General features: G+C 61.3%; 19 protein-coding genes. 12 read left to right on the forward strand and 7 right to left on the reverse strand.

Translation table 11 applies throughout. The features are described 5' to 3' along the window. Window positions 1-59 precede the first annotated feature (59 nt). Both E4021_RS07735 and E4021_RS07740 read left to right on the forward strand, forming a co-directional pair. Window positions 60-1202, forward strand: a complete 1143-nt coding sequence (locus tag E4021_RS07735) for a T9SS type A sorting domain-containing protein (RefSeq protein WP_136458041.1) — start codon at window positions 60-62, stop codon at window positions 1200-1202. An 89-nt stretch (window positions 1203-1291) separates the two neighbouring features. After that, window positions 1292-2098 carry a sterol desaturase family protein gene (locus tag E4021_RS07740; RefSeq protein ID WP_136458043.1) on the forward strand — a complete coding sequence of 269 codons (807 nt, stop codon included), beginning with the start codon at window positions 1292-1294 and terminating at the stop codon, window positions 2096-2098. 92 nt (window positions 2099-2190) lie between these two features. Here E4021_RS07740 and E4021_RS07745 read toward each other — a convergent pair whose 3' ends face one another. Then, a complete protein-coding gene (locus tag E4021_RS07745) occupies window positions 2191-3600 on the reverse strand; it encodes an exonuclease domain-containing protein (RefSeq protein WP_136458045.1) in 1410 nt (469 codons plus the stop codon). Window positions 3601-3749: 149 nt separating this feature from the next. Between E4021_RS07745 and E4021_RS07750 the strand changes: the two genes are divergently transcribed. Together E4021_RS07750 and E4021_RS07755 are read left to right on the forward strand one after the other, a co-directional pair. Then, window positions 3750-4898, forward strand: coding sequence for an exo-beta-N-acetylmuramidase NamZ family protein (locus tag E4021_RS07750; protein WP_211096989.1), 1149 nt, complete (start codon window positions 3750-3752; stop codon window positions 4896-4898). A 147-nt stretch (window positions 4899-5045) separates the two neighbouring features. Next, complete coding sequence (locus E4021_RS07755; protein WP_136458049.1) at window positions 5046-6053, forward strand: SAM-dependent methyltransferase; 1008 nt, start codon at window positions 5046-5048, stop codon at window positions 6051-6053. 3 nt (window positions 6054-6056) lie between these two features. On the opposite strand, the gene E4021_RS07760 is transcribed toward E4021_RS07755, so the two are convergent. After that, the gene (locus E4021_RS07760; RefSeq protein WP_136458051.1) at window positions 6057-6410 is read right to left on the reverse strand and encodes a hypothetical protein; all 354 of its coding nucleotides are present in this window, start codon (window positions 6408-6410) and stop codon (window positions 6057-6059) included. Between the two features lie 35 nt (window positions 6411-6445). Next, complete coding sequence (locus E4021_RS07765; RefSeq protein WP_136458053.1) at window positions 6446-6790, reverse strand: hypothetical protein; 345 nt, start codon at window positions 6788-6790, stop codon at window positions 6446-6448. Between the two features lie 148 nt (window positions 6791-6938). Here E4021_RS07765 and E4021_RS07770 point away from each other — a divergent pair, with 148 nt between their 5' ends. From E4021_RS07770 to E4021_RS07780, 3 genes are read left to right on the forward strand one after another with little or no spacing between them, the layout of a single operon-like run. Further along, the gene (locus E4021_RS07770) at window positions 6939-8369 is read left to right on the forward strand and encodes a nicotinate phosphoribosyltransferase (protein WP_136458055.1); all 1431 of its coding nucleotides are present in this window, start codon (window positions 6939-6941) and stop codon (window positions 8367-8369) included. A 54-nt stretch (window positions 8370-8423) separates the two neighbouring features. After that, window positions 8424-9137, forward strand: a complete 714-nt coding sequence (locus E4021_RS07775) for an NUDIX hydrolase (RefSeq protein WP_136458057.1) — start codon at window positions 8424-8426, stop codon at window positions 9135-9137. Window positions 9138-9153: 16 nt separating this feature from the next. After that, entirely contained in the window at window positions 9154-10428 is a 1275-nt protein-coding gene (locus E4021_RS07780; protein ID WP_136458058.1) for an aminotransferase class I/II-fold pyridoxal phosphate-dependent enzyme, read from the forward strand. Here the strand turns inward: E4021_RS07780 and E4021_RS07785 are convergent. Next, on the reverse strand, window positions 10425-11600 hold the full coding sequence (locus tag E4021_RS07785) for a cystathionine gamma-synthase (RefSeq protein WP_136458060.1): 1176 nt from the start codon (window positions 11598-11600) through the stop codon (window positions 10425-10427). The two genes, E4021_RS07780 and E4021_RS07785, sit on opposite strands and share 4 nt — an antisense overlap. A 57-nt stretch (window positions 11601-11657) precedes the next feature. Between E4021_RS07785 and E4021_RS07790 the strand changes: the two genes are divergently transcribed. The 4 genes from E4021_RS07790 to E4021_RS07805 all read left to right on the forward strand — a co-directional run bounded on the left by E4021_RS07790 (window position 11658) and on the right by E4021_RS07805 (window position 15976). Beyond that, on the forward strand, window positions 11658-13910 hold the full coding sequence (locus E4021_RS07790; RefSeq protein WP_211096990.1) for an outer membrane protein assembly factor BamB family protein: 2253 nt from the start codon (window positions 11658-11660) through the stop codon (window positions 13908-13910). A gap of 31 nt (window positions 13911-13941) precedes the next feature. After that, a complete protein-coding gene (locus E4021_RS07795; RefSeq protein ID WP_136458062.1) occupies window positions 13942-14493 on the forward strand; it encodes a hypothetical protein in 552 nt (183 codons plus the stop codon). 437 nt (window positions 14494-14930) lie between these two features. After that, the gene (hpt, locus tag E4021_RS07800; RefSeq protein ID WP_136458064.1) at window positions 14931-15491 is read left to right on the forward strand and encodes a hypoxanthine phosphoribosyltransferase; all 561 of its coding nucleotides are present in this window, start codon (window positions 14931-14933) and stop codon (window positions 15489-15491) included. Between the two features lie 2 nt (window positions 15492-15493). Further along, a complete protein-coding gene (locus E4021_RS07805; RefSeq protein WP_136458066.1) occupies window positions 15494-15976 on the forward strand; it encodes a GNAT family N-acetyltransferase in 483 nt (160 codons plus the stop codon). On the opposite strand, the gene E4021_RS07810 is transcribed toward E4021_RS07805, so the two are convergent. From E4021_RS07810 to E4021_RS07820, 3 genes are read right to left on the reverse strand one after another with little or no spacing between them, the layout of a single operon-like run. After that, complete coding sequence (locus E4021_RS07810) at window positions 15960-16730, reverse strand: TIGR03915 family putative DNA repair protein (protein WP_136458068.1); 771 nt, start codon at window positions 16728-16730, stop codon at window positions 15960-15962. The genes E4021_RS07805 and E4021_RS07810 overlap by 17 nt on opposite strands. Then, window positions 16727-17626, reverse strand: coding sequence for a TIGR01777 family oxidoreductase (locus E4021_RS07815; protein WP_136458070.1), 900 nt, complete (start codon window positions 17624-17626; stop codon window positions 16727-16729). Before E4021_RS07815 ends, E4021_RS07810 begins: the two co-directional genes overlap by 4 nt. 4 nt (window positions 17627-17630) lie before the next feature. Continuing rightward, complete coding sequence (locus tag E4021_RS07820; RefSeq protein WP_136458072.1) at window positions 17631-17909, reverse strand: hypothetical protein; 279 nt, start codon at window positions 17907-17909, stop codon at window positions 17631-17633. A 127-nt stretch (window positions 17910-18036) separates the two neighbouring features. Here E4021_RS07820 and E4021_RS07825 point away from each other — a divergent pair, with 127 nt between their 5' ends. Further along, window positions 18037-19524, forward strand: coding sequence for a Na+/H+ antiporter NhaC family protein (locus E4021_RS07825; RefSeq protein WP_136458074.1), 1488 nt, complete (start codon window positions 18037-18039; stop codon window positions 19522-19524). The last annotated feature ends 5 nt before the right edge of the window (window positions 19525-19529 follow it).

The following is a 19529-nucleotide window of genomic DNA, read 5'->3' on the forward strand; positions in this document are numbered from 1 at the left end:
CACCCCCGGCGCGGTGCGGTTAAAAGACAGTAACTTACGGATGCGTTGAAACCTCCCCGATGCCACGAATCCTAACTTTGCTGTTATTGCTGGCGTTCACGGCTACGCTCTCCGGACAGATCGTACTCACCGACGCGTATTTCCCGGTTGCCGGCGATACCCTGCGTTACAACACCACCGAAGAGGTCTCCACCGTCGTACTACTCGATCCGGGCGCTGACCGGCAATGGGACTTCGGCACCCTGAGCGCGGGGGCGGAAGCGGACCAGGTAGTGACCGCGGTGGCCGGCGATCCGCGTTTCACCAATGCCAGCCTGTCTATTGAGGTCGATTCGGCCACGGTGGGGCTGTTCCAGGTTACGCCTGACGCCTATTCCCTGATCGGGATACGCGGAAGCCTGGACGTGCTGCCGGGATACACCTTTGAAGCCCCGGTCAGTCCCGCACGCCCCGAACGCCGGGCGCCCCTCTCGTACCAGGACAATTTCGATCTCAATACCACCATCACCCTGACTGTGGCCACCGACAGCCTTCCCACCTCCGCAAGGGAGCAATTCGGCAACGTGCTCAACGGGGTAGACTCCATCCGCATCATCTCCAGAAGCGCGCGGGAAGACGTAGTGGATGCCTACGGGACATTAACCCTCAACGGACAAACCTACGCGGTACTCCGCGAGCGCCGCACGGAAGTCTTGAACAACCGCATCGAGATCAAAATAGGCGCCTTGCCCTATACCGACGTCACTTCACTGGTGGCTCCGCAGGTTCCCGAGTTCTCGGAATTCTTCGGCCTCCAGCCGCCGCAGACCACCTACTATTTCTGGTCGGATACCGAAAAGGAGGCCATCGCCACCGTCGCCGTTGACGAAGACGGAAATCCTGAGGGCATCACCTACATCCGCAGCGACGCCACCAGTTCGGTAGGCGACCCATTCCTGCACCAGGCCCGCATCCATTTGTATCCTAATCCGGCGAGTCGGTTCGCCACCATCGAACTGGAAGGGCTGGATGCCGGCACGTATACCTTGCGGGTGGTGAATGTGCTGGGCCGGCAGGTTGCGACCCAGCAATTTTTTCCCACGGGATTTTCGGCACGCGTGGACCTCGACGTGAGCCGGCTGCCGCGGGGCACCTACCTCTACAGCATTACGAATGAACGCGGGCGGACCCTTACCACCCAACGATTGCTCGTCGGCGGCTAGTGATTCCGGTACCGTACCCGCGCGCCAGTTGGCGTGTCTTGTCTGCCAAATTGCCCCATTTCCTCCCCTAACCGAAGTACCTTCCGGGCATGGAAGCGATCACTGCGTATTTCGAGACCATCCCCAGCAGTCACCGCACCCTGATCCTGGTGGGGGGACTGACGATCTTCTGGTTGCTGGAAAGTGCCGTACCCCTGTTTACGGCGGAGTACAGGCGCTGGCGCCACGCCGGTATCAACCTTTTCTTCACCTTCACGACCATCGTAGTCAACTTCGTGTTGGCCTTCCTCCTCATCCGGGGGAGTCAGTGGACGGTTGCGAACGAATTCGGTCTGTTGCATTGGCTGAATTTGCCCACCTGGGGGGTGCTCCTGCTGGGCCTGCCGCTGCTCGACCTGCTGGGGGCCTACCTCGCCCATTGGGTGCAGCACCGGGTACCTGTACTGTGGCGCTTTCACCTCATCCACCACACGGACCAGAACGTCGACACCACTACCGCAAATCGCCACCACCCGGGCGAGAGCGTCGTCCGATTCGCCTTCACTACCCTGGCTGTGGTGCTCCTGGGTGCCCCGATCTGGTTGATCTTTCTTTATCAGAGCATGAGCGTGGTACTGAGCCAGTTTAATCACGCCAACATCACCCTCCCCCGGCGCGTAGACCGTGTACTCCGCTACGTCTTCGTGACGCCCGACATGCACCGCGTGCACCACCACTACGTCCTCCCGTACACCGACAGCAACTACAGTAACATCTTCAGTTTCTGGGATCGTCTTTTCGGTACTTACCAGGAACTCGATCACCAACAGATCCGGTACGGCGTCGACACCCACATGGAAGAAGACCACCACCAAAGTATTCGCCGGATGCTGGGGATTCCTTTTGAGCGACGGTAGTTCTTTAGTTCTTTAGTTCTTTAGTTCTTTAGGGGGTTAGTACGGTAGTGGTGTACTGCCCTAAAGAACTAAAAGACTAATAGCCTAAACAACTACCGCACCACCTTCCCAGTACTGAGATTCACCATTTTTCCCCCTTTTTCGCTTACGTAGCGCTGAATGATCCGGGCCGTATCGGGATACGTAACCGTCCGCTTGACGCTGTCGATGGCCATGGCAATGTCGTGTGCGCATTCCTTGTCGATGAATCCGAAGCCTTGGTATTTCCCTTCCTCGACCAGGATGACGGAGGCTTCGTCGTGGCTCCGGCCGCAGTCGAAGAGGAGGAAATCGTCGTCGAATACCGACCGCAGGTGCAGGCGTGCCTCTTCGGCGCGGAGGTTGTATTCCATGGGGTCTTCCTCTCCGGCGCAGCCGCCGCGACACTGCTTGAGGTGATAATGGAAGCAGGCCGACTTGCTGGGGTAAATGTTGGTGAAAGCGCTGCAAAGCTCCAGGTGCTTGCGCACGAAGTTGAGGCGCCCCTTGGCCCTACTGATCGAGGGGTATTCACTGATGATGTCCAGCTCCTTGCGGGCCTGGGCGGTGTTGCGGACCACGTCGAAGCAGCGGAAGCCCCGCTCGTTGACGTAACTGTGGATGGCGTGGCTGAAGCGTTGTCCGCGTTGGGCGCGGTTGATGCGGGGTTGGAGGCGTTTGATCTCTTCGCTTTCCAGCAGCAGGGCCACGAGTTCGCTGCCGGTAATCTCGTAGGTGATGTCGGCTACCTTCTCCGCGATGCGGCTCCCCTTCGTGGTGTGGTCGTTGAAGTGCTGAGCGATGCGCTTGCGGATGTTGGTGCTCTTGCCTACGTACACTACGTCGCCCTTCGCGTCGTGGAAGTAGTAGACGCCGGTTTCTTCCGGCAGTTCCATGATTTGCTCGAGCTTGATCTGCTTGGGCAACCGCGTTTCCTTGATGCCGTGATTGATCAGTCGCTGGGCTTCGGCGGCGCAGTCCTCTCCGGCCAGGCAGCGTTCCAGCAATTCGGCGGTGGCCTGGGCGTCGGCCAGGGCGCGGTGACGGGCATCGACCTGGAAGCCAAAATGCCGGATCAGATTGCCCAGGCTGTAGCTTGGTAGTCCGGGAAAGCACTTGCGCGCCAGGCGCACCGTGCAGAGTTGGCGGCGGGAGAAGGTGTATCCGAGCCGACCGAACTCCGCCCGCAGGAAGCCGTAGTCGAACTTGGCGTTGTGCGCGACGAAGATGCGGCCCTCGGTGAGCTCCACGATGCGCTTGGCGACCTCGTAGAACTTGGGCTGCCCAGTCACCATTTCCTGGGTGATGCCCGTGAGCTCGACAATCCCGGCCGGGATGTACTGCTCGGGATCGATCAGGGTCTCGTAGGTTTCCGTTACCTTTTCGCCGTCGTAGATTACGATGCCGATCTCGGTGATCCGTGATCGCGACGCACGGCCGCCGGTCGTTTCGATGTCTACGATCGCATATTCTTTCTTACTCATAGCTCCGGTTCGCCTCCTTTGGCGATCTTCAATGCACTGTAATGGCCAAGGTATACCTTATTATTTGTTTTGCCTTTACGCTTACCGCAAATTGTTTTAAATCGGGCGCTGACGCGGGTGCCGTAGAAAGCCGGAACGCGCCGGCCGACGTGGCAGCCGAAACCGAGCAATACCGCACTTCCCCACCTGCTCCGGAACCTGCGTACCCCGCCGCCTACCACCCCGAATCGTACCTCGACCAGTTGAAGGGGAAAAGGCTGGGCTTGGTCGTCAATCAGACATCCACGGTAGGCAACACCCATCTGGTGGATACCCTGCTGGCCCTGGGCATGGATGTGCACCGCATCTTCGCTCCCGAGCACGGATTCCGCGGTGAAGCCGACGCCGGCGCGGAGATCACCGATGGCGTCGACTCACGCACCGGACTACCCATCCGCTCTCTCTATGGCCGGAACAAGAAGCCCGCCGAAGCCGACCTGGCCGACCTTGACCTGATCGTTTTCGACATTCAGGACGTCGGCGTGCGCTTCTACACCTACATCTCCACCCTGCACTACGTCATGGAATCCGCCGCCCGCTCCGGCAAGCCGGTGCTGATCCTGGACCGACCCAACCCCAACGGCCACTACGTAGACGGGCCAATCCGCAAACCGGGTTTTGAAAGCTTCGTCGGGCTCGACCCCATCCCGGTGGTCCATGGCCTCACGGTGGGAGAATACGGCCGCATGGTCAACGGCGAAGGCTGGCTCGGCGATGGCCTAAAATGCGACCTTACGGTGGTACCCTGTCACGACTACACCCACGAAACTGTTTACGAATTGCCAGTACCCCCCTCCCCCAACCTGCCCAACCAGCGCAGTATCTACCTGTACCCCAGTCTGTGTTTCTTCGAGGGCACCTCCCTGAGTGTGGGTCGGGGCACCGACCGGCAGTTTCAGCTTTACGGCCACCCGCAACTGTCGGGTCCGGACACCTTCACGCCCCGCCCCGGCCCTGGCGCGGCCGATCCCAAACTGAACGGACAGACCTGCCGGGGCTACGACCTCAGCGACCAGCCGACGGAAAACTTCCGGATGCAACAGTTAAACCTGGCACCGCTGCTGGCCACCTACCGGGAGCTGACCGATAAAGGCGTTGAGTTCTTTTCGCGGGCGGACTTCTTCGATCTCCTGGCCGGCACCGACGCCCTGCGCCTACAGATCGAAGCCGGCAGGACGGAAGCCGAGATCCGCCAGGAGTGGGTCGGGGAACTGGCTGCCTACCGGACGATGCGGGAGAAGTATTTGTTGTATCCCTAGACCCCGTCCAACCGTCCACCCGTTGGACGGTGGGGGGACCGTCCAACGGGTGGACGGTTGGACGGTTGTATGCTTACGCTACCATAATCCGCGGTACCTTTGCCCAAAGCGTCACCGCCACCGTTGGCCGTCCGCCAACTACCGTGAATGACCCGACATGAAGTCCTCGCATCCATCACCGATGTACTCTTAGATGATGCGACCGGGGCCGACCTCCTGCGCGATACCATCGACATTTACCGCGACCTGCTGCTTACCGCCTCAGGCATCGACCTCGGCGGCGAGGAAAGCATCGACCACTTCGATACCGGCACCGGCGTAGCCATCGGGGCCACCTGGGCGGCTCTTTGCGTTGATGACCTGGTGCGGACCAAACGGTTCGTCAGCGGACTGCACCGCGCGGTGCAGGACGTGATGGCGCGGCGGCCCGGCCCGGTCCACGTGTTCTACGCGGGCACCGGCCCCTTCGCCACCCTGGCCCTACCCCTGATGACCCGCTTTACGCCGGATCAGCTGCAGTTCACCTGTCTGGAGATCACGAACGCAAGTTACTCGGCCGTTAAGCGGCTATTTGCCAACCTGGAACTTGAGGACTACATCATCGACGTTATCCAGACCGACGCCTCCACTTTCCGCATAGACAGTGCATTGCCGGTAGACATCATGCTCAGTGAAACGATGCAGTACTGCCTCATCGATGAAATGCAGGTGCCCATTGCCCTGAACCTGATGGCGCAATTGCCGCCGGAGGTCATCATGATCCCGGAGCGGATCACGCTGATGCTGGCAGTGCTGGAAGATACCCGGGACCAGGCCGTGGCCGTGGACCTGGGCACCATTTTCACCGTTGACCGGGCGAGCCTGGCGGCTTACGAACGCAGTCCCAACACTTCAGACTTCCCTACCACCCGCCTTTCCGTACCCCCGTCGCACGGCGTTGCCTACGGTCAACTGGCGATCCGCACCGCGGTAGAAGTGTACGGCGGCTACGGACTGACCGACTACGAGAGCGGTTTGACCGTACCGCGCATCATCGGTGACTACCCCGATGCGGAACACCCCCTCGAGTCCATTGATTTTACCTACCAGATCGATCCTTCCCCCCTGCTGTGGATGGACTTCGTGCTGCCCCAGGTTCCAGTGGCACAGGTATAGGGTTCAGAACTCCCGTACCACGTGCTGGCGCCAGCCGAGGTACCCCATGATGATGAGGTAAGCCACACAGGCCGCGGCCAGGAAGGTGTCCAGTCCTTCCGGAACCTCATCGAGGGGCAAGAAAATGAGTCCACAACATAGGATGGTCTGTGCTACCGTGTGCAGACGCTGCTCGCGGGATGCTCTGGTATGATTAAACCATAGCAGGATGCCGGCCGAAATGACCAACCCCAGAACAAGGCAAATTTGTACCCATGGATAGCCGTGCCACGCCATCAATACCAATACCAGGGCAGCCACGCCGCAGGTGGCCGCCACCCAGAATTTGGATCCCCGGGGTTGCTTTGCGGTCTTCATAGCTTAAAAATAAAACTTGACTGGAAACCCGGGCATCAGGCCCGGGACTGGGTCCGCCAGGTTAGGTAACCGCCAAGGGTCAGAAAGGCCAGACCCAGGATGATGAGTAAACCGGGCTCACCGAAGGGTTGGTAGTCTTCTGTGATGCATACCGCAGCGGCGAAAAAGCATACCCCCGGCGGGCTGCTTAAGCGGTTTCGCGTCGGATCGCCGGCCGTAGATCGCCAGGTTACGTAGCCACCCAGTCCGATCAGCCCCAGGGCCAGGGCGAACGAAAATCCCTCCCACCCCGGCGGGTGCCAGGGAGCGTACAGTATTACCACTACCGAAGTAGCCAAAATTAAGGACGTAAGTGTGGTGGTGGTTTTCGTAGAAAACATGAGTGAGCGTTGGCCGGGGTTGATTTCGCCAAGATAGGAACTGACCTGGTCGGACCACTTAGTGATTCAACCGGTAAATCGTCGAACGAGTAACGCGTTGGCCACTCCGCCGGAACTGCGTACCTTTGCTTAAATTTTAAACGAAGGAATGGCCCTTTCACACCTCCCCCGGGTTTACCGGCCGGATTTCGGATTGTTGACCGATCTCTACGAGCTCACTATGGCCGCGGGCTACTACCACGAGCGTCTCCACGAGCGGCGGGCCATTTTCCACCTGTTTTATCGTACTCCACCTTTCGGGGGGCACTTCGCCCTGTCCGCCGGACTGCCGCTGGCCATCGACCTGATTGAGAACTACCAATTCAGTGCCGACGATGTACAGTATCTGGGCCGGTTGAAAAGCGACGACGGCAGTCCACTGTTCCGCGAGCCCTTTCTCAACTACCTGCAGCGGATGAAATTCACCGGACACGTGGACGCCGTGCCGGAAGGCGAGATCGTGCTACCGCAGGAACCGCTCTTACGCATCGAGGGTCCGCTGCTGCAACTGCAACTGCTGGAGACGGCCCTTTTGACGGTGATGAATTTCTCTACCCTCGTCGCGACGAAAGCGGCCCGCATCAAGGCGGCGGCGGGCGATGACCCCGTTCTGGAGTTCGGTCTGCGGCGGGCGCAGGGCATCGACGGGGGTTTGACCGCCTCCCGCTCCGCCTATCTGGGCGGCTGCGACGCCAGCAGCAACGTCTGGGCCGGCCGCTACTATGACATACCCGTCCGGGGCACCCACGCCCACAGTTGGGTGATGGTATTTCCCGACGAACTGACCGCCTTCGAAGCCTACGCGGAAGTGCTGCCGGCCAATTGCATCTTTTTGGTAGACACCTACGATACGGTGGAGGGCACGCGCAACGCCATCACCGTGGGTCGCGAACTGGGCAAGCGCGGCTACGAGATGAGCGGCATCCGGCTCGACAGCGGCGACCTCACGGCACTGTCCATTCAGGCCCGCCACATGCTGGACGAAGCCGGCTTCCCCGAAGCCCGGATCGTGGCCAGTGACAGCCTGGACGAATACGCCATCCGCGACCTGAAGGCCGCCGGAGCACGCATCAACGTATGGGGCATCGGTACCCGCCTGGCCACGGCCCACGACCAGCCCGCGCTGGGGGGCGTGTATAAACTTGCCGCCGTGCAGAACGCCGCCGGCGACTGGGAACCCCGGGTCAAAGCCTCGGAAGAGATCATCAAATCGAGTCAGCCCGGCAAGCTGGGTGTACGCCGCTACTACCGGGGCGATCGGCCGGTGGCCAGCCAGCTGTATAATGCTTTCCAGGGAGAGCCTTCCCGACAAATCACCGACACCGCCGGAAACCGCTACGAACTCGAAGGGGAAAGCCGGGAATTGCTGGAGCCGGTCTTCCGCGACGGAACCCGCGTGCATCGCGCTTGCGACCTGCACTGCACCCGCGACCGCGCCCTCCTAAACTGGCAGCGGTGGAACAGCTTCGACTGGGACACCTTCCACCACGGAATGGCCCCGGAGCTGCTGGCGCAGAAGGAAGAACTACTCAACCGCTGAGCGAGCCGGCCGCCCGCCCAAAACGTAACTGGTAAACCGTAAATCCTGACCTCCGTGCCCACCTACGAACACCCCCGCCCCTCCGTTACCGTCGACGTTGTGGTCTTCGGCTACGACGGCGGCAGTCACCTCAAGCTTTTACTTATCCAGCGCGGCAGCGAGCCCTTCCAGGGACAATGGGCGCTGCCCGGTGGCTTCGTAGAGATGGACGAGGACCTCGAAGAAGGGGCCCTGCGCGAACTTGAGGAGGAAACCGGCGTGAAGGACCTCTTCGTCGAGCAGCTCTATACCTTTGGTAAGCCGGGTCGCGATCCCCGCGGCCGCGTCATCAGCGTGGCCCACTACGCCCTGGTGAACCTGAGCAACCACCCCGCTGCGGCTTCATCCGACGCTTCGCGGGTGGAGTGGTTCAGTCTGGACGACCTGCCCGAACTGGCCTTCGACCACGACCAGATTATCGAACTGGCCACCAGCCGACTGCGCGCTAAGGTGCGCTACCAGCCGATCGGCTTCGAACTTCTTCCGGAGGAATTCACGTTGGGCGAACTGCAGGCCCTGTACGAAACCGTGCTCGGTGTGCCCGAATTCAACAAGCGCAACTTCCGCACCCGCATCCTGCGCACCGGCATCCTCGAAGAGGTGGGCCGGCAGAAAAACGTGGCGCACCGGCCCGCTACCCTCTACCGCTTCAACGAAGTGACCTACCGGCGGCTGGTGGAACAACGGGATTCGGGAGTGTTGCGCCGGGCGCTTGATTTTGAGATTTAACCTTTAAACGTCTTCCATGCTCTCTCAACGTGGACGCCAGACAGCGGATGAGCCGCTGCGGCCCGACTTCGCGCTCTTCAATCGGGCGGCGGAAAACCCCTACGGACCGGAAAATCCCACCGGCGCCATCACGCTCTGCATCGCGGAGAACCACCTGCAATGGCCGTACCTGCGCGACCGGCTGCAGGAGATCGCCCGTATGCGGCCCTGGCCGGACTGGATCGCGGCATACGCTTCCCTGGCGGGTGCCCCGGAGTTTCGGGAATCCGTAGCGCGTTTCGTGGGTCTCCACATTGCGGGTCAGCCCCTGAATGCGGATCTTTTTTGCGCGAGCGCGGGTGCCACGGCGGTGGTCGAGGTGAGCGCCCTGTGCCTTGGTGATGCCGGCGACTACGCGGTCTTCCCCGCCCCCGCCTATCAAGCCTATCTGCCCGATATCAACAACAAGGCCGGTCTGCTGCGCCACGACATTGCCGAATACGCGAAGCCCTTCGGTAGCGGATACCACCCCCTGTCGGTCGACGAGCTCGACGCCGCCCGGGCCACCCTCGGTGACCGATTCCGCATGCTGGTACTGACCCAGCCGGACAACCCGACCGGGGCCGTCTACTCGGAGGACCAACTCCGGGCGTTCACCGACTGGTGCATTTCGCACCGCATCCACCTGATCGTCAACGAGATTTACGCCCTGAGCCAGTTTCGCCGCGACGCCCCGGGGATCGACAACCGGTCTGACTACACTTCTTTCCTCCCGCTGCTGGAGGAGCGGGACAGTCCATACCTGCACTGGTGGTATTCCTTTTCCAAGGATTTCGGGGTGTCGGGCTTCCGCGTAGGATTGCTATACAGCCGCAACGAAACCTTCCGTCGTGCTTATACCAACTTCAACGCCCCGCACCAGATCAGTAACCTGACCCAGTGGCTACTGGCCGAACTGCTGCGCGACGACCGGTGGGTCACGGACTTTCTCGACAACAACCGCCGCCTGCTCACCGCAGCCTACCGGTCGGTGGCCGACACACTGGACGAATTGAAGGTGCCGTATACCCCGGCGCGGGGCAGTCTTTTCGTATGGGCCGATTTTTCCGGTTACCTGCCCGAACGCACCCGGGCGGCTTCCGAAAAGCTGTGGGGAGAGATATTCACCCACACCGGGGTGCTGCTTACCGCACCCGGCGGACTGGGGCAGCCCGACGCGGGTTGGTACCGGATCGTTTACAGCGGAGTAGGCCCGGAGGAACTCGGGGAAGCCATGCGGCGCCTGCGAGAATTTCTGAACAGACTGGCCTAGCCAACGGCTACCGCCGCGGCGAGGGCCTGCTGCAGGTCCTTGACCAGGTCTTCGGCGTCTTCCACGCCCACGCTGAGGCGGATGAGGCTATCGGTGAGTCCGACGCTGAGGCGCTGTTCGCGCGGGATGCTGGCGTGGGTCATGGAGGCGGGATGGCCGATGAGGCTTTCCACGCCACCGAGGCTTTCCGCCAGGGTGAAGTAGTGGGTATTCTTCATGACCTCGGTGGCCGCCTCCAGGGTGTCCTCCTTGAGGTCGAAACTGACCATGCCGCCGAAATCGCGCATTTGCCGGGCGGCAATTTCGTGACGGGGGTGATCGGGCAGGCCCGGGTAGTAAACGTTGGCCACCAGCTCGTTTTGCTGGAGTACCTCGACGATGTGGCGGGCATTCTCACACGCGCGCTGCACGCGCAGGTGGAGGGTCTTGATGCCGCGCAGTACGAGGAAGCAATCCTGCGGCCCGGGAACGGCACCTACGGCGTTCTGCAGGTAGTACAGTTGCTTGGCGAGTTCCTCGTCGCGGGTAATGATGGCACCCATCACGACGTCGCTGTGTCCGCCCAGGTATTTGGTGGCGCTGTGCAGTACGAGGTCGGCTCCCATTTCCAGGGGTTGCTGCAGATAGGGGCTGGCGAAAGTGTTGTCGACGCAAGTGAGGATGCCCCGTTTGCGCGCCAGCGCGGTGAGGGCCTGAATGTCAACGATGTTGAGCATCGGGTTGGTGGGCGTCTCGATCCAGAGCAACTTGGTTTCCTCGGTGATGAGGCCGGCCAGTTTGTCGGTGTCGCGCATGTCGACGAAACGACTCTTGATGCCGAAATTGCCCATGACGGCGGTCAGCAGTCGGTAGCTTCCCCCGTAGAGGTCGTCGCTGGCCAGCACCTCGTCGCCGGGGCGCAGGGTGCGCAGGATCGCGTCCATGGCGGCCAGTCCGCTGCTGAAGCAGATGCCGAACTTGCCCTTTTCCAGGGCGGCGAGGTTGTCCTGCAGGGCGGTGCGGGTGGGGTTACCGGTGCGGGCGTACTCGTAGCCTTTGTGTTCGCCGGGGGCCGACTGTGCGTAGGTAGAGGTCTGGTAGATGGGGGTCATCACGGCACCGGTCTGGGGATCGGGCTCCAGTCCTCCGTGGATACACTGGGTGGCAAAGTTGGCGTCGGGGGCGGCTTTCATACGTTCGATTTGGGCGTATTAACAGATGGGTGGTGGCGTTGTTGCATGCCTGAGCGCTTGCTTCGCTTTCTCCCGGGTCGTGAGACCCCCATATTTCGCTGCTGCCGCCCCTACGCTACTGATCCGGCGATTGTCGATATTGCCACGATGAATGCCTTCCGTTGCCTCGTCCCCGTTTGTCTTTTTGTCCTCATGGCCTGTGGAGATTCCGACGCCGTATCGCCTGACCCGGCCGACTGGCCTCACTACTTGGGCGACCGGGCCACTACCCAGTACAGTGCCCTCACGCAGATCGATACCGGCAACGTATCCCAACTGCAGCAGGTATGGTCGTATGCCTCCGGTGACCGCGATTCCCTCGACCGGAGTCAGATCCAGTGCAACCCCCTGATCGTCGACGGCATCCTGTACGGAACCAACCCGCAGCTCAAGGCCTTCGCGCTTGACGCCGCAACCGGGGAGGAGCGGTGGACCTTCGACCCCGCCGTTTTTAACAAGGAACTTCTGGGCATGGGGACCAACCGGGGGCTCAGTTACTGGACTGACGGGGAGGAGCAACGCATTTACTATCCCGCCGGGTCGTTCCTCTACGCCCTGGACGCCACGACCGGGCAGGCGGTGACCGCCTTTGGCACGGGGGGGCGGGTGGACTTGCATACCGGGCTTGGGGACGCCGCCCGTGAGCAGTTTGTTATCTCAACCAGTCCGGGCATCATCTTCGAGGACCTCATCATCGTTGGCGGCCGCGTGAGTGAAGATCTGGGCGCCGCGCCAGGGTACATCCGGGCCTTCGATCTGCATTCTGGTACCCTGCGATGGACCTTCAAGACCTTGCCCGACCCCGGCACCCCCGGCGCCGAAACCTGGCCGAAGGAACGCTCCCCGCTTACCGGAGGCGCCAACGCCTGGGCCGGCATGAGCCTGGACGTGGAACGCGGTTACGTTTTCGTGCCGACCGGCTCGGCATCCTACGACTTCTACGGGGGCAACCGACCGGGCGACAACCTCTACGCCAATTCAGTACTCGCCCTCAACGCCCGGACGGGCGAGCGGATCTGGCACTACCAGACGGTACACCACGACATCTGGGACCGCGACCTGCCGTCCACCCCCGTCCTGCTAACCGTCAACCACGGTGGCCGGGCCATCGACGCCGTGGCCCAGACCACCAAGGGGGGATACCTCTTCCTGCTCGACCGCGAAACCGGCGAGCCCCTCTTCCCGGTGGAGGAACGGCCGTACCCGTCCTCGGACCTCGCTGGGGAGTACACCAGTCCTACCCAGCCCATGCCTACTGCCCCACCCCCCTTTACCCGGCAGGAGCTTAGGGTTGAGGATTTGTACCCTTTCGATACGAGCATGAACCGCGAGGCGCGTGAGTTGCTGGAGAAAAGCCGCTACGGTGGTCCCTTCCTACCGCCCAGTGAGGAGGGCACCATCATGTTTCCCGGCTTCGACGGCGGAGCGGAATGGGGCGGTGCCGCCTGGTCGCCCAACGACCGGTTGTTCTTCGTCAACGCCAACGAAATGCCCTGGATGCTCAAGATGAACCCGGTGGAAGGACTGGCCGGCGCGGATTCCGGGCGGGGGGTCTACGCCATTGCCTGTCAGGCCTGCCACGGGGCCGATCTCCGGGGCGGGGGCGTCTTTCAGAGCCCCTCTCTTCTCGGACTGGCCGGGCGCCTCGACGGACCGGCCATTTCCCGGATCGTTCACAACGGCCGCGGGGCCATGCCGGCGGTGAGTTGGCTGGACGACAAGCAGGTAGAAGCGGTAACGGACTGGTTGCTGACCCTGGACGCAGACACCGCGCCAGAGGATATACTGGCCGAGGCTGCAGAGAGCGACAAAGAAGAAGCCGGCGGCGAGGGCGCCTGGCCCTACCCCTACATCATGGACGGCTACAAGCGCCTCAAGACCAGCAGTGGTCACCCGATCACCTCCCCACCCTGGGGAACCCTCACCGCCATCGACCTGGACGGCGGGACCATTCGCTGGCAGGTCCCCCTCGGCGAATATCCCGATCTGGTGGAACGCGGCATCCGGCAAACGGGCAGCGAGAACTACGGCGGCCCCGTGGCTACGGCGGGCGGACTGGTCTTCATCGCGGCAACGCTGGATGAGAAAATCCGTGCTTTCCGCAGCCGCGACGGCAAACTGCTCTGGGAGGCCCCGCTGCCAGCGGCCGGCTACGCCACGCCCGCGGTGTACGCCATCGGCGACCGGCAGTACGTGGTCATCGCCTGCGGCGGCGGCAAACTGGGCACCGCCTCCGGCGACCGCTACGTGGCCTTCGCCCTTCCGGAATGAGGCTTTGACTATTCCGTAGGTTATACGTTATATGCCAAACCCCCTGCCCCGCATGTTCCGCATCCTGTTGCTATCCCTCTTCCTTACCGGTTGTTACGCCGATGACCTGCGCGAGGAAATGAACGAGGAACCCTTCTTCGATCTGGCCGCCTACATCGACGCCCAGGTCGACAGTCTCGAACAGGCCGGCACCGCGGTGACCAAAACCATTTTTCTGAACGGGACCACGGAAACCAAAAAGATCACCGACCTGAATTTCGGAAACGACCTGAAGGTGTTCCGGGAATCCGACATCAACAAACCGGCCTACCTGGACAAGTACAAAGTGCAGCGTGAGGAATCCGCCGACCGAATCGTCCGTACCTATACCGCAACCGACAGTACGATGCAGACGCGCCGGTTGACGGTAGTGAGCCGTGACGACCGACCGATCTATCTGGAGATCATTCGCAAGACCGGCACGGTGCTGTCCGAGGGTGATCACCGGCTGGTGTACGACCCTACCAGGGGTTACCGAATGCGGACCGAGCAGGTCAACCGCTTCGGCGATGACCTCGACGCCAACATCGAGGTGACCTGGTAAAAAAAAGAGGCAGTGCCACCACAGCACTACCTCAGCCCTAACCAAATAAAACCAAATTATTTTCAGGCGCTTTGACGGCCGGTTGGCCAAGCGTTGATTCAAATATAAGGGCTAATCGAAGTGATATTCCTACCAAAACCCCAAAAATCTTGACATTCCCCTATTTGGGCATTTTACGGAATCGTAAAACTTTCCTTTTACAAAGGCGTCATTATGCCCAATTTAAGTCGGAAATTCCAAAAATAACAAAATCAGTTAATTGGAGGTCTCGGTATTTTTGCCTGTCGCATTATCATTATTGAAATATAATTTTGCTTCCTACCCTGCACCGCAATTTTGTTCCAACCAGGCCTTCAGCGAATAATCGCTTTTTATTATCCAGGTTCCCCGTGGGGTTCCACGAAGTGGCTTTCACGTCGTAAAAACTTGTTTATTTTATGTCTGCTCCCCTTACCGACCGCATCCGATTGCACGAGCATTATTTCCGGCCTTTTCTGTCCCGGGAGCAATTGGAAGTCCGGGTGAAGGAGTTAGGCATGGCCCTACACGACCAGTTGGCCGGTGCCAACCCTTGCTTCGTGGTGATGCTCAAGGGTGCATTTGTATTTGCCGCCGATCTGGTCCGGGCCAGCCGTTTGGAGGGTGAAGTGTGCTTCGTGCGCACCAGCAGTTACTCGGGCACCAACACCGTGGGCGAAGTAAAACTGCTGATCCCGCCGGAGGCCGAGTTGGTACGCGGCAAGGATATCGTCCTGATCGAGGACATCATCGACAGCGGGTACACCATGAAGGCTTTTCTACCCATCCTCCAGCAATTGGAACCACGTTCCATCACCCTGGTCACCCTGCTGCACAAACCCGACGCCCAACGCGTGGAGGTACCCATCGACCTGATCGGCTTCACCATCCCGACCAAATTCGTGGTCGGCTACGGACTGGATTACGACGGCCTCGGTCGCAACCTGCCCGCCATCTACCAACTGGATGAATCTTACTAGCCATGCTGCGCCTCTCCCCCATTACACCGGCCGATAACCCCACCGTGGCCCGCATCGTGCGCACGGTAATGGCCGAATTCAACTGCGTCGGGGAAGGCTTTTCCAGTAACGATCCCGAACTGGAAGATATGTACTCGGCCTACTCCGTTCCCGGCGCGGCCTACTATCTTCTCACCGACGATGGCAGGCCCATCGGGGTGGGAGGTTACGCTCCCTTGGCGGGCGCCGACGGCACAATTTGCGAGCTGCGGAAGATGTACCTCCTGCCGGAAAGTCGGGGGCGGGGCGGTGGGCGAATGCTGCTGGAGGAATGCTTGCGGGGGGCGCAGGCCGACGGCTACGCGCAGATGTACCTCGAGACGGTACGCGGCATGACCGCCGCGGCGGTCCTCTACGCCAGAAACGGCTTTACACCTCTGGACCGGCCGCTCGGGAATACGGGGCACAGCGGTTGCGACCGCTTCCTGATCAAATCTTTTCGGTGAGGTACTTCCAGTAGCGCTTCGGTACGTGCTGCAGGTGCAACTTCAGGTTCTTTCGCTCAGGGATGTCGACCGCGCGGAAGTAGGTCTGCCACAGTTGCTGGTAGTCGGTCTCGGCCGCAGCAAGCTGGTCCGCCGATAAGCTGCGCAGTTTCCCGTCCTGCTCGGCATCCAGCGTGATGAAGTCTGCCTTTTTCACCTGACTGTCCCAGTACAGTCCGTAGTGGCGGCGTGTATCGTAGATCAGCCACTCCATGGCCGGATAGCGCGCGGCGAAGTGATCGCCGATCAGGGGCAGGCAGTTGAAGTCGGGATTGACCAGCGCCGCGTAAAGTCCGTCCGGCGTCTGCTGAAAGCGCACGAAGGCGTGCATGCGGTGGACCTCGCGGCCCATTTGCTGCTTGAGCCTCAGCAGCTGGCGGATCCGGTCGTCGCCTGCGTCTTTGGTTACGTCGAGGCTGTGGACGGCCATCTGTCGCTGGACGAAGTAATAGATCAACCGCTCGACCTCAGGTTGCTCGGTTAGGAAGGCGTGGTGCAGCAGTTCGACGATCTTGTCGTTGCCGCTCCTCTTTTTGAGGCCGTTGGCTACCCGGGCGGCGTGCCCGCGGTCGGTAACGACCGGCAGGGGGGAAGAAAAGAGTTGTTCCTGGTAACGGTCCTCCGCAACAATATCCGCCTCTTCCGCCCGGAGCCGGAAAGCCTCGAAGATGGCCGAGAGCAGGCCGGGGAAGGTGCCGTCGTAGGTAAAGGTCACCCCACCAACTGTTCGAGGGCCTGACTTAATTCCGGGTAGACGAAGCGGTAGCCGGCCGATTCGATCTTGGCGGCGGAGCACCGGACGCTGTCCAGGACGGTATGCCGCATTTCTCCCAGGGCCAGCTTCAGGGCGGCTTCGGGGGCGGGCAGTACCAGGGCGTTCTTTTGGAGGGCGGGGCCAAGCGCTTCGGCGAAGTGGCGGTTGCGGACCGGATTGGGCGAGCATCCGTTATAGATGCCCGTCAGGCGGTGCTCTACGGCGTAGGCATAGATGCCGACGATGTCTTCGATGTGAATCCAGCTGTAGTATTGCCGGCCGTCGCCGAAGTAGGTGGAGGTCCACACGTTCAGGGGGATCAGCATCTTCTGCAGGGCACCCGCATCCGGGTGCAGTACGATACCCGTGCGGTTGATGAAGGTGGGTATGCCCAGTCGGGTGATGTCCTCCACGGATGCTTCCCAGGCTACGCAGGATTCGCTGAGAAAGCCTGTACCCGGCCGCGCGGTCTCCGTAAGGATTTCATCACCGCGGTCGCCGTAGTAGCCTACGGCGCTGGCGGAGAGGTAAAGCGCTGGGCGAAGTTCGAGACGCGCAAGGGTGGCCGCCAGCAGCCGGGTGGATTCCGTACGGCTGCTGATGATGAGCCGTTTGCGTTCGTCGGTCCACCGCGCGTCGGCGATGCCGGCACCGGCCAGGTTGATTATGAAGTCGACCCCGCGGAAGGCCGCCTCGTCGATGGTGCCGGCCGCCACGTCCCAGAGGTAGGTGGCGAAGGGTCCGTCGGGTCGGGGGCTGCGGCTGAGGTGGCGTACCTCGTGCCCGTCGCGGCGCAGGCGCCGGGAAAGGTGCATGCCCACGAATCCGCTTCCGCCGCCGATGAGTACAACTGCCATGCGATTAACCGTTTGCGGGCACGAATTCGTAGTAATAGGGGTCGTCGCCGTCTTCCTCGAAGGCCAGGGCGAGTTCCCGGTTTCGCATCTCGGCAAAGAAGACTTCCCAGCTTACGGGGTTGAGGTCAAAGGTGTCCTCATTGTCGTGCTCGTCAAAGTGGATGCGCAGGGGCTGGCTGCTGTACCCGTCGGCGACCTGGTCGACCATAGCCGGGGTGCCGTTGCGCGACTTGGCGAAGGCCTTGATTAAATTGTGGTCGATCGTCTTTATCGTGGTAGCCATCGGGGTTTAGCATTTGGTCTATCTACTAACCGCAGGTTGACGGGCGAATGTTTAGGTTTGCTACGCATTGCACCCGCGCGCCGCCGCCCCGACCTTGCGGGTCAGTCCACTTACCAGATACCGCCTCATGTCCGAAACCCTAGGATTTCTCACCCTGCTGCCCCCCGTCATCGCCATTGTACTGGCCATCTTGACGCGGCAGGTCTTCATATCCCTTATCGTCGGCATCTTTCTGGGCTACGTAATCCTGGCCGGCGGCAACCCGTGGCTGGGTTTCCTGGATACCCTGCAGGGACTGGTCGACGTCTTCGCAGACGCCGGCAATACGCGCACCATCATGTTCTGCGCGCTGGTGGGGGCCCTCATCGTGTTCATGCAGCGCAGCGGGGGCGTGAACGGCTTCATCGAGAGCATAGACCGGCGGCTGCGTGCCTACGAGAATCGCAAGGACGGCTCGAGCCGCATCGTTGTGCAACTACTGGCCTGGTTCACGGGCGTGCTGGTCTTCGTGGAGTCGAGTATCAGCGTGCTCACGGTGGGCACCCTTTACCGACCGATCTTCGACAAGCTGGGGCTGAGCCGGGAAAAGCTGGCCTACATCGCCGATTCTTCCTCTGCGCCCAGTTCCATCCTGATCCCCTTCAACGGCTGGGGAGCCTTCATCATGACCCTGCTGGCGGCCGAGGGCTTTGCCAACCCCTTCGGTACCATGCTGCGGGCGCTGGCCTACAACTTCTACGCCTTCGCGGCCCTGGCGCTGGTGCCCATCGTGGTGCTTACGGGCATCGAGTGGGGCCCCATGAAACACGCCGAGCGGCGGGCGCGGGCCGGCAAGGTGCTCAACGACAACGCCCAGCCGGTGGTCGACGAGTCGCTCACCAGCGTGGAGGCCAAGGAGGGCATCGAACACCGAGCCTTCAACATGGTGGTGCCCATCGTGGTCATGGTCGTGTGCATGCCGTTTATGTTGGCCTATACGGGCTGGGCGGACGCGCGGACGCTTTTAGGCGAGGGCGCGGGCGCGGGTGCCATGCTGTTCCAATCCATCGGCAGCGGCAGTGGTTCCACGGCCGTGCTCACCTCGGTGACCATTTCCATTCTGGTCTCCATGGCGATCTACAAGGCCCAGGGCATCTTCGGCATCCGGGAGTCGGTGGACCTCGTCCTGAAGGGCATTGCCGGCCTCATCCCCCTGGCCTTGCTGATGCTGCTGGCCTTTGCCATCGGCGCGCTCTGCAAGAAACTGGAGACGGGCATCTACGTGTCGGAACTCGCGCGTGGTTGGCTCTCGCCGGGGCTGGTCCCTTTTCTGGTCTTTGTGGTCACCTGCTTCATCGCCTTCAGCACCGGGACGAGCTGGGGCACCTTCGCGATCATGATCCCCATCGCCGTACCGATGGCGCAGGAGATGGACGCCAACGTACTGATGGCCATTGCCGCGGTGCTGGGCGGGGGCGTTTTCGGCGACCACTGCTCCCCGATCTCGGATACGACCATTCTGTCGAGCCTGGCTTCGGCCACCGACCACATCGACCACGTCAAGACGCAGCTACCCTACGCGGGGCTGGCGGGGGGGATTGCGGCCTCATTGTATCTGATCCTGGGGCTGATGTGAGCTGG

Source organism: Neolewinella litorea (assembly GCF_004803465.1).
Taxonomy (GTDB): Bacteria; Bacteroidota; Bacteroidia; order Chitinophagales; family Saprospiraceae; genus Neolewinella; species Neolewinella litorea.

Excerpts from the sequence above, each read along its gene's own strand:
- E4021_RS07760 (WP_136458051.1), bottom strand. The coding sequence starts at position 6,410 with ATGAAGACCGCAAAGCAACCCCGGGGATCCAAATTCTGGGTGGCGGCC.
- E4021_RS07755 (WP_136458049.1), top strand. The coding sequence starts at position 5,046 with ATGACCCGACATGAAGTCCTCGCATCCATCACCGATGTACTCTTAGAT.
- E4021_RS07780 (WP_136458058.1), top strand. The coding sequence starts at position 9,154 with ATGCTCTCTCAACGTGGACGCCAGACAGCGGATGAGCCGCTGCGGCCC.
- E4021_RS07735 (WP_136458041.1), top strand. The coding sequence starts at position 60 with ATGCCACGAATCCTAACTTTGCTGTTATTGCTGGCGTTCACGGCTACG.
- E4021_RS07820 (WP_136458072.1), bottom strand. The coding sequence starts at position 17,909 with ATGGCTACCACGATAAAGACGATCGACCACAATTTAATCAAGGCCTTC.
- hpt (WP_136458064.1), top strand. The coding sequence starts at position 14,931 with ATGTCTGCTCCCCTTACCGACCGCATCCGATTGCACGAGCATTATTTC.
- E4021_RS07745 (WP_136458045.1), bottom strand. The coding sequence starts at position 3,600 with ATGAGTAAGAAAGAATATGCGATCGTAGACATCGAAACGACCGGCGGC.
- E4021_RS07770 (WP_136458055.1), top strand. The coding sequence starts at position 6,939 with ATGGCCCTTTCACACCTCCCCCGGGTTTACCGGCCGGATTTCGGATTG.
- E4021_RS07825 (WP_136458074.1), top strand. The coding sequence starts at position 18,037 with ATGTCCGAAACCCTAGGATTTCTCACCCTGCTGCCCCCCGTCATCGCC.
- E4021_RS07815 (WP_136458070.1), bottom strand. The coding sequence starts at position 17,626 with ATGGCAGTTGTACTCATCGGCGGCGGAAGCGGATTCGTGGGCATGCAC.
- E4021_RS07765 (WP_136458053.1), bottom strand. The coding sequence starts at position 6,790 with ATGTTTTCTACGAAAACCACCACCACACTTACGTCCTTAATTTTGGCT.
- E4021_RS07795 (WP_136458062.1), top strand. The coding sequence starts at position 13,942 with ATGCCAAACCCCCTGCCCCGCATGTTCCGCATCCTGTTGCTATCCCTC.
- E4021_RS07805 (WP_136458066.1), top strand. The coding sequence starts at position 15,494 with ATGCTGCGCCTCTCCCCCATTACACCGGCCGATAACCCCACCGTGGCC.
- E4021_RS07785 (WP_136458060.1), bottom strand. The coding sequence starts at position 11,600 with ATGAAAGCCGCCCCCGACGCCAACTTTGCCACCCAGTGTATCCACGGA.
- E4021_RS07740 (WP_136458043.1), top strand. The coding sequence starts at position 1,292 with ATGGAAGCGATCACTGCGTATTTCGAGACCATCCCCAGCAGTCACCGC.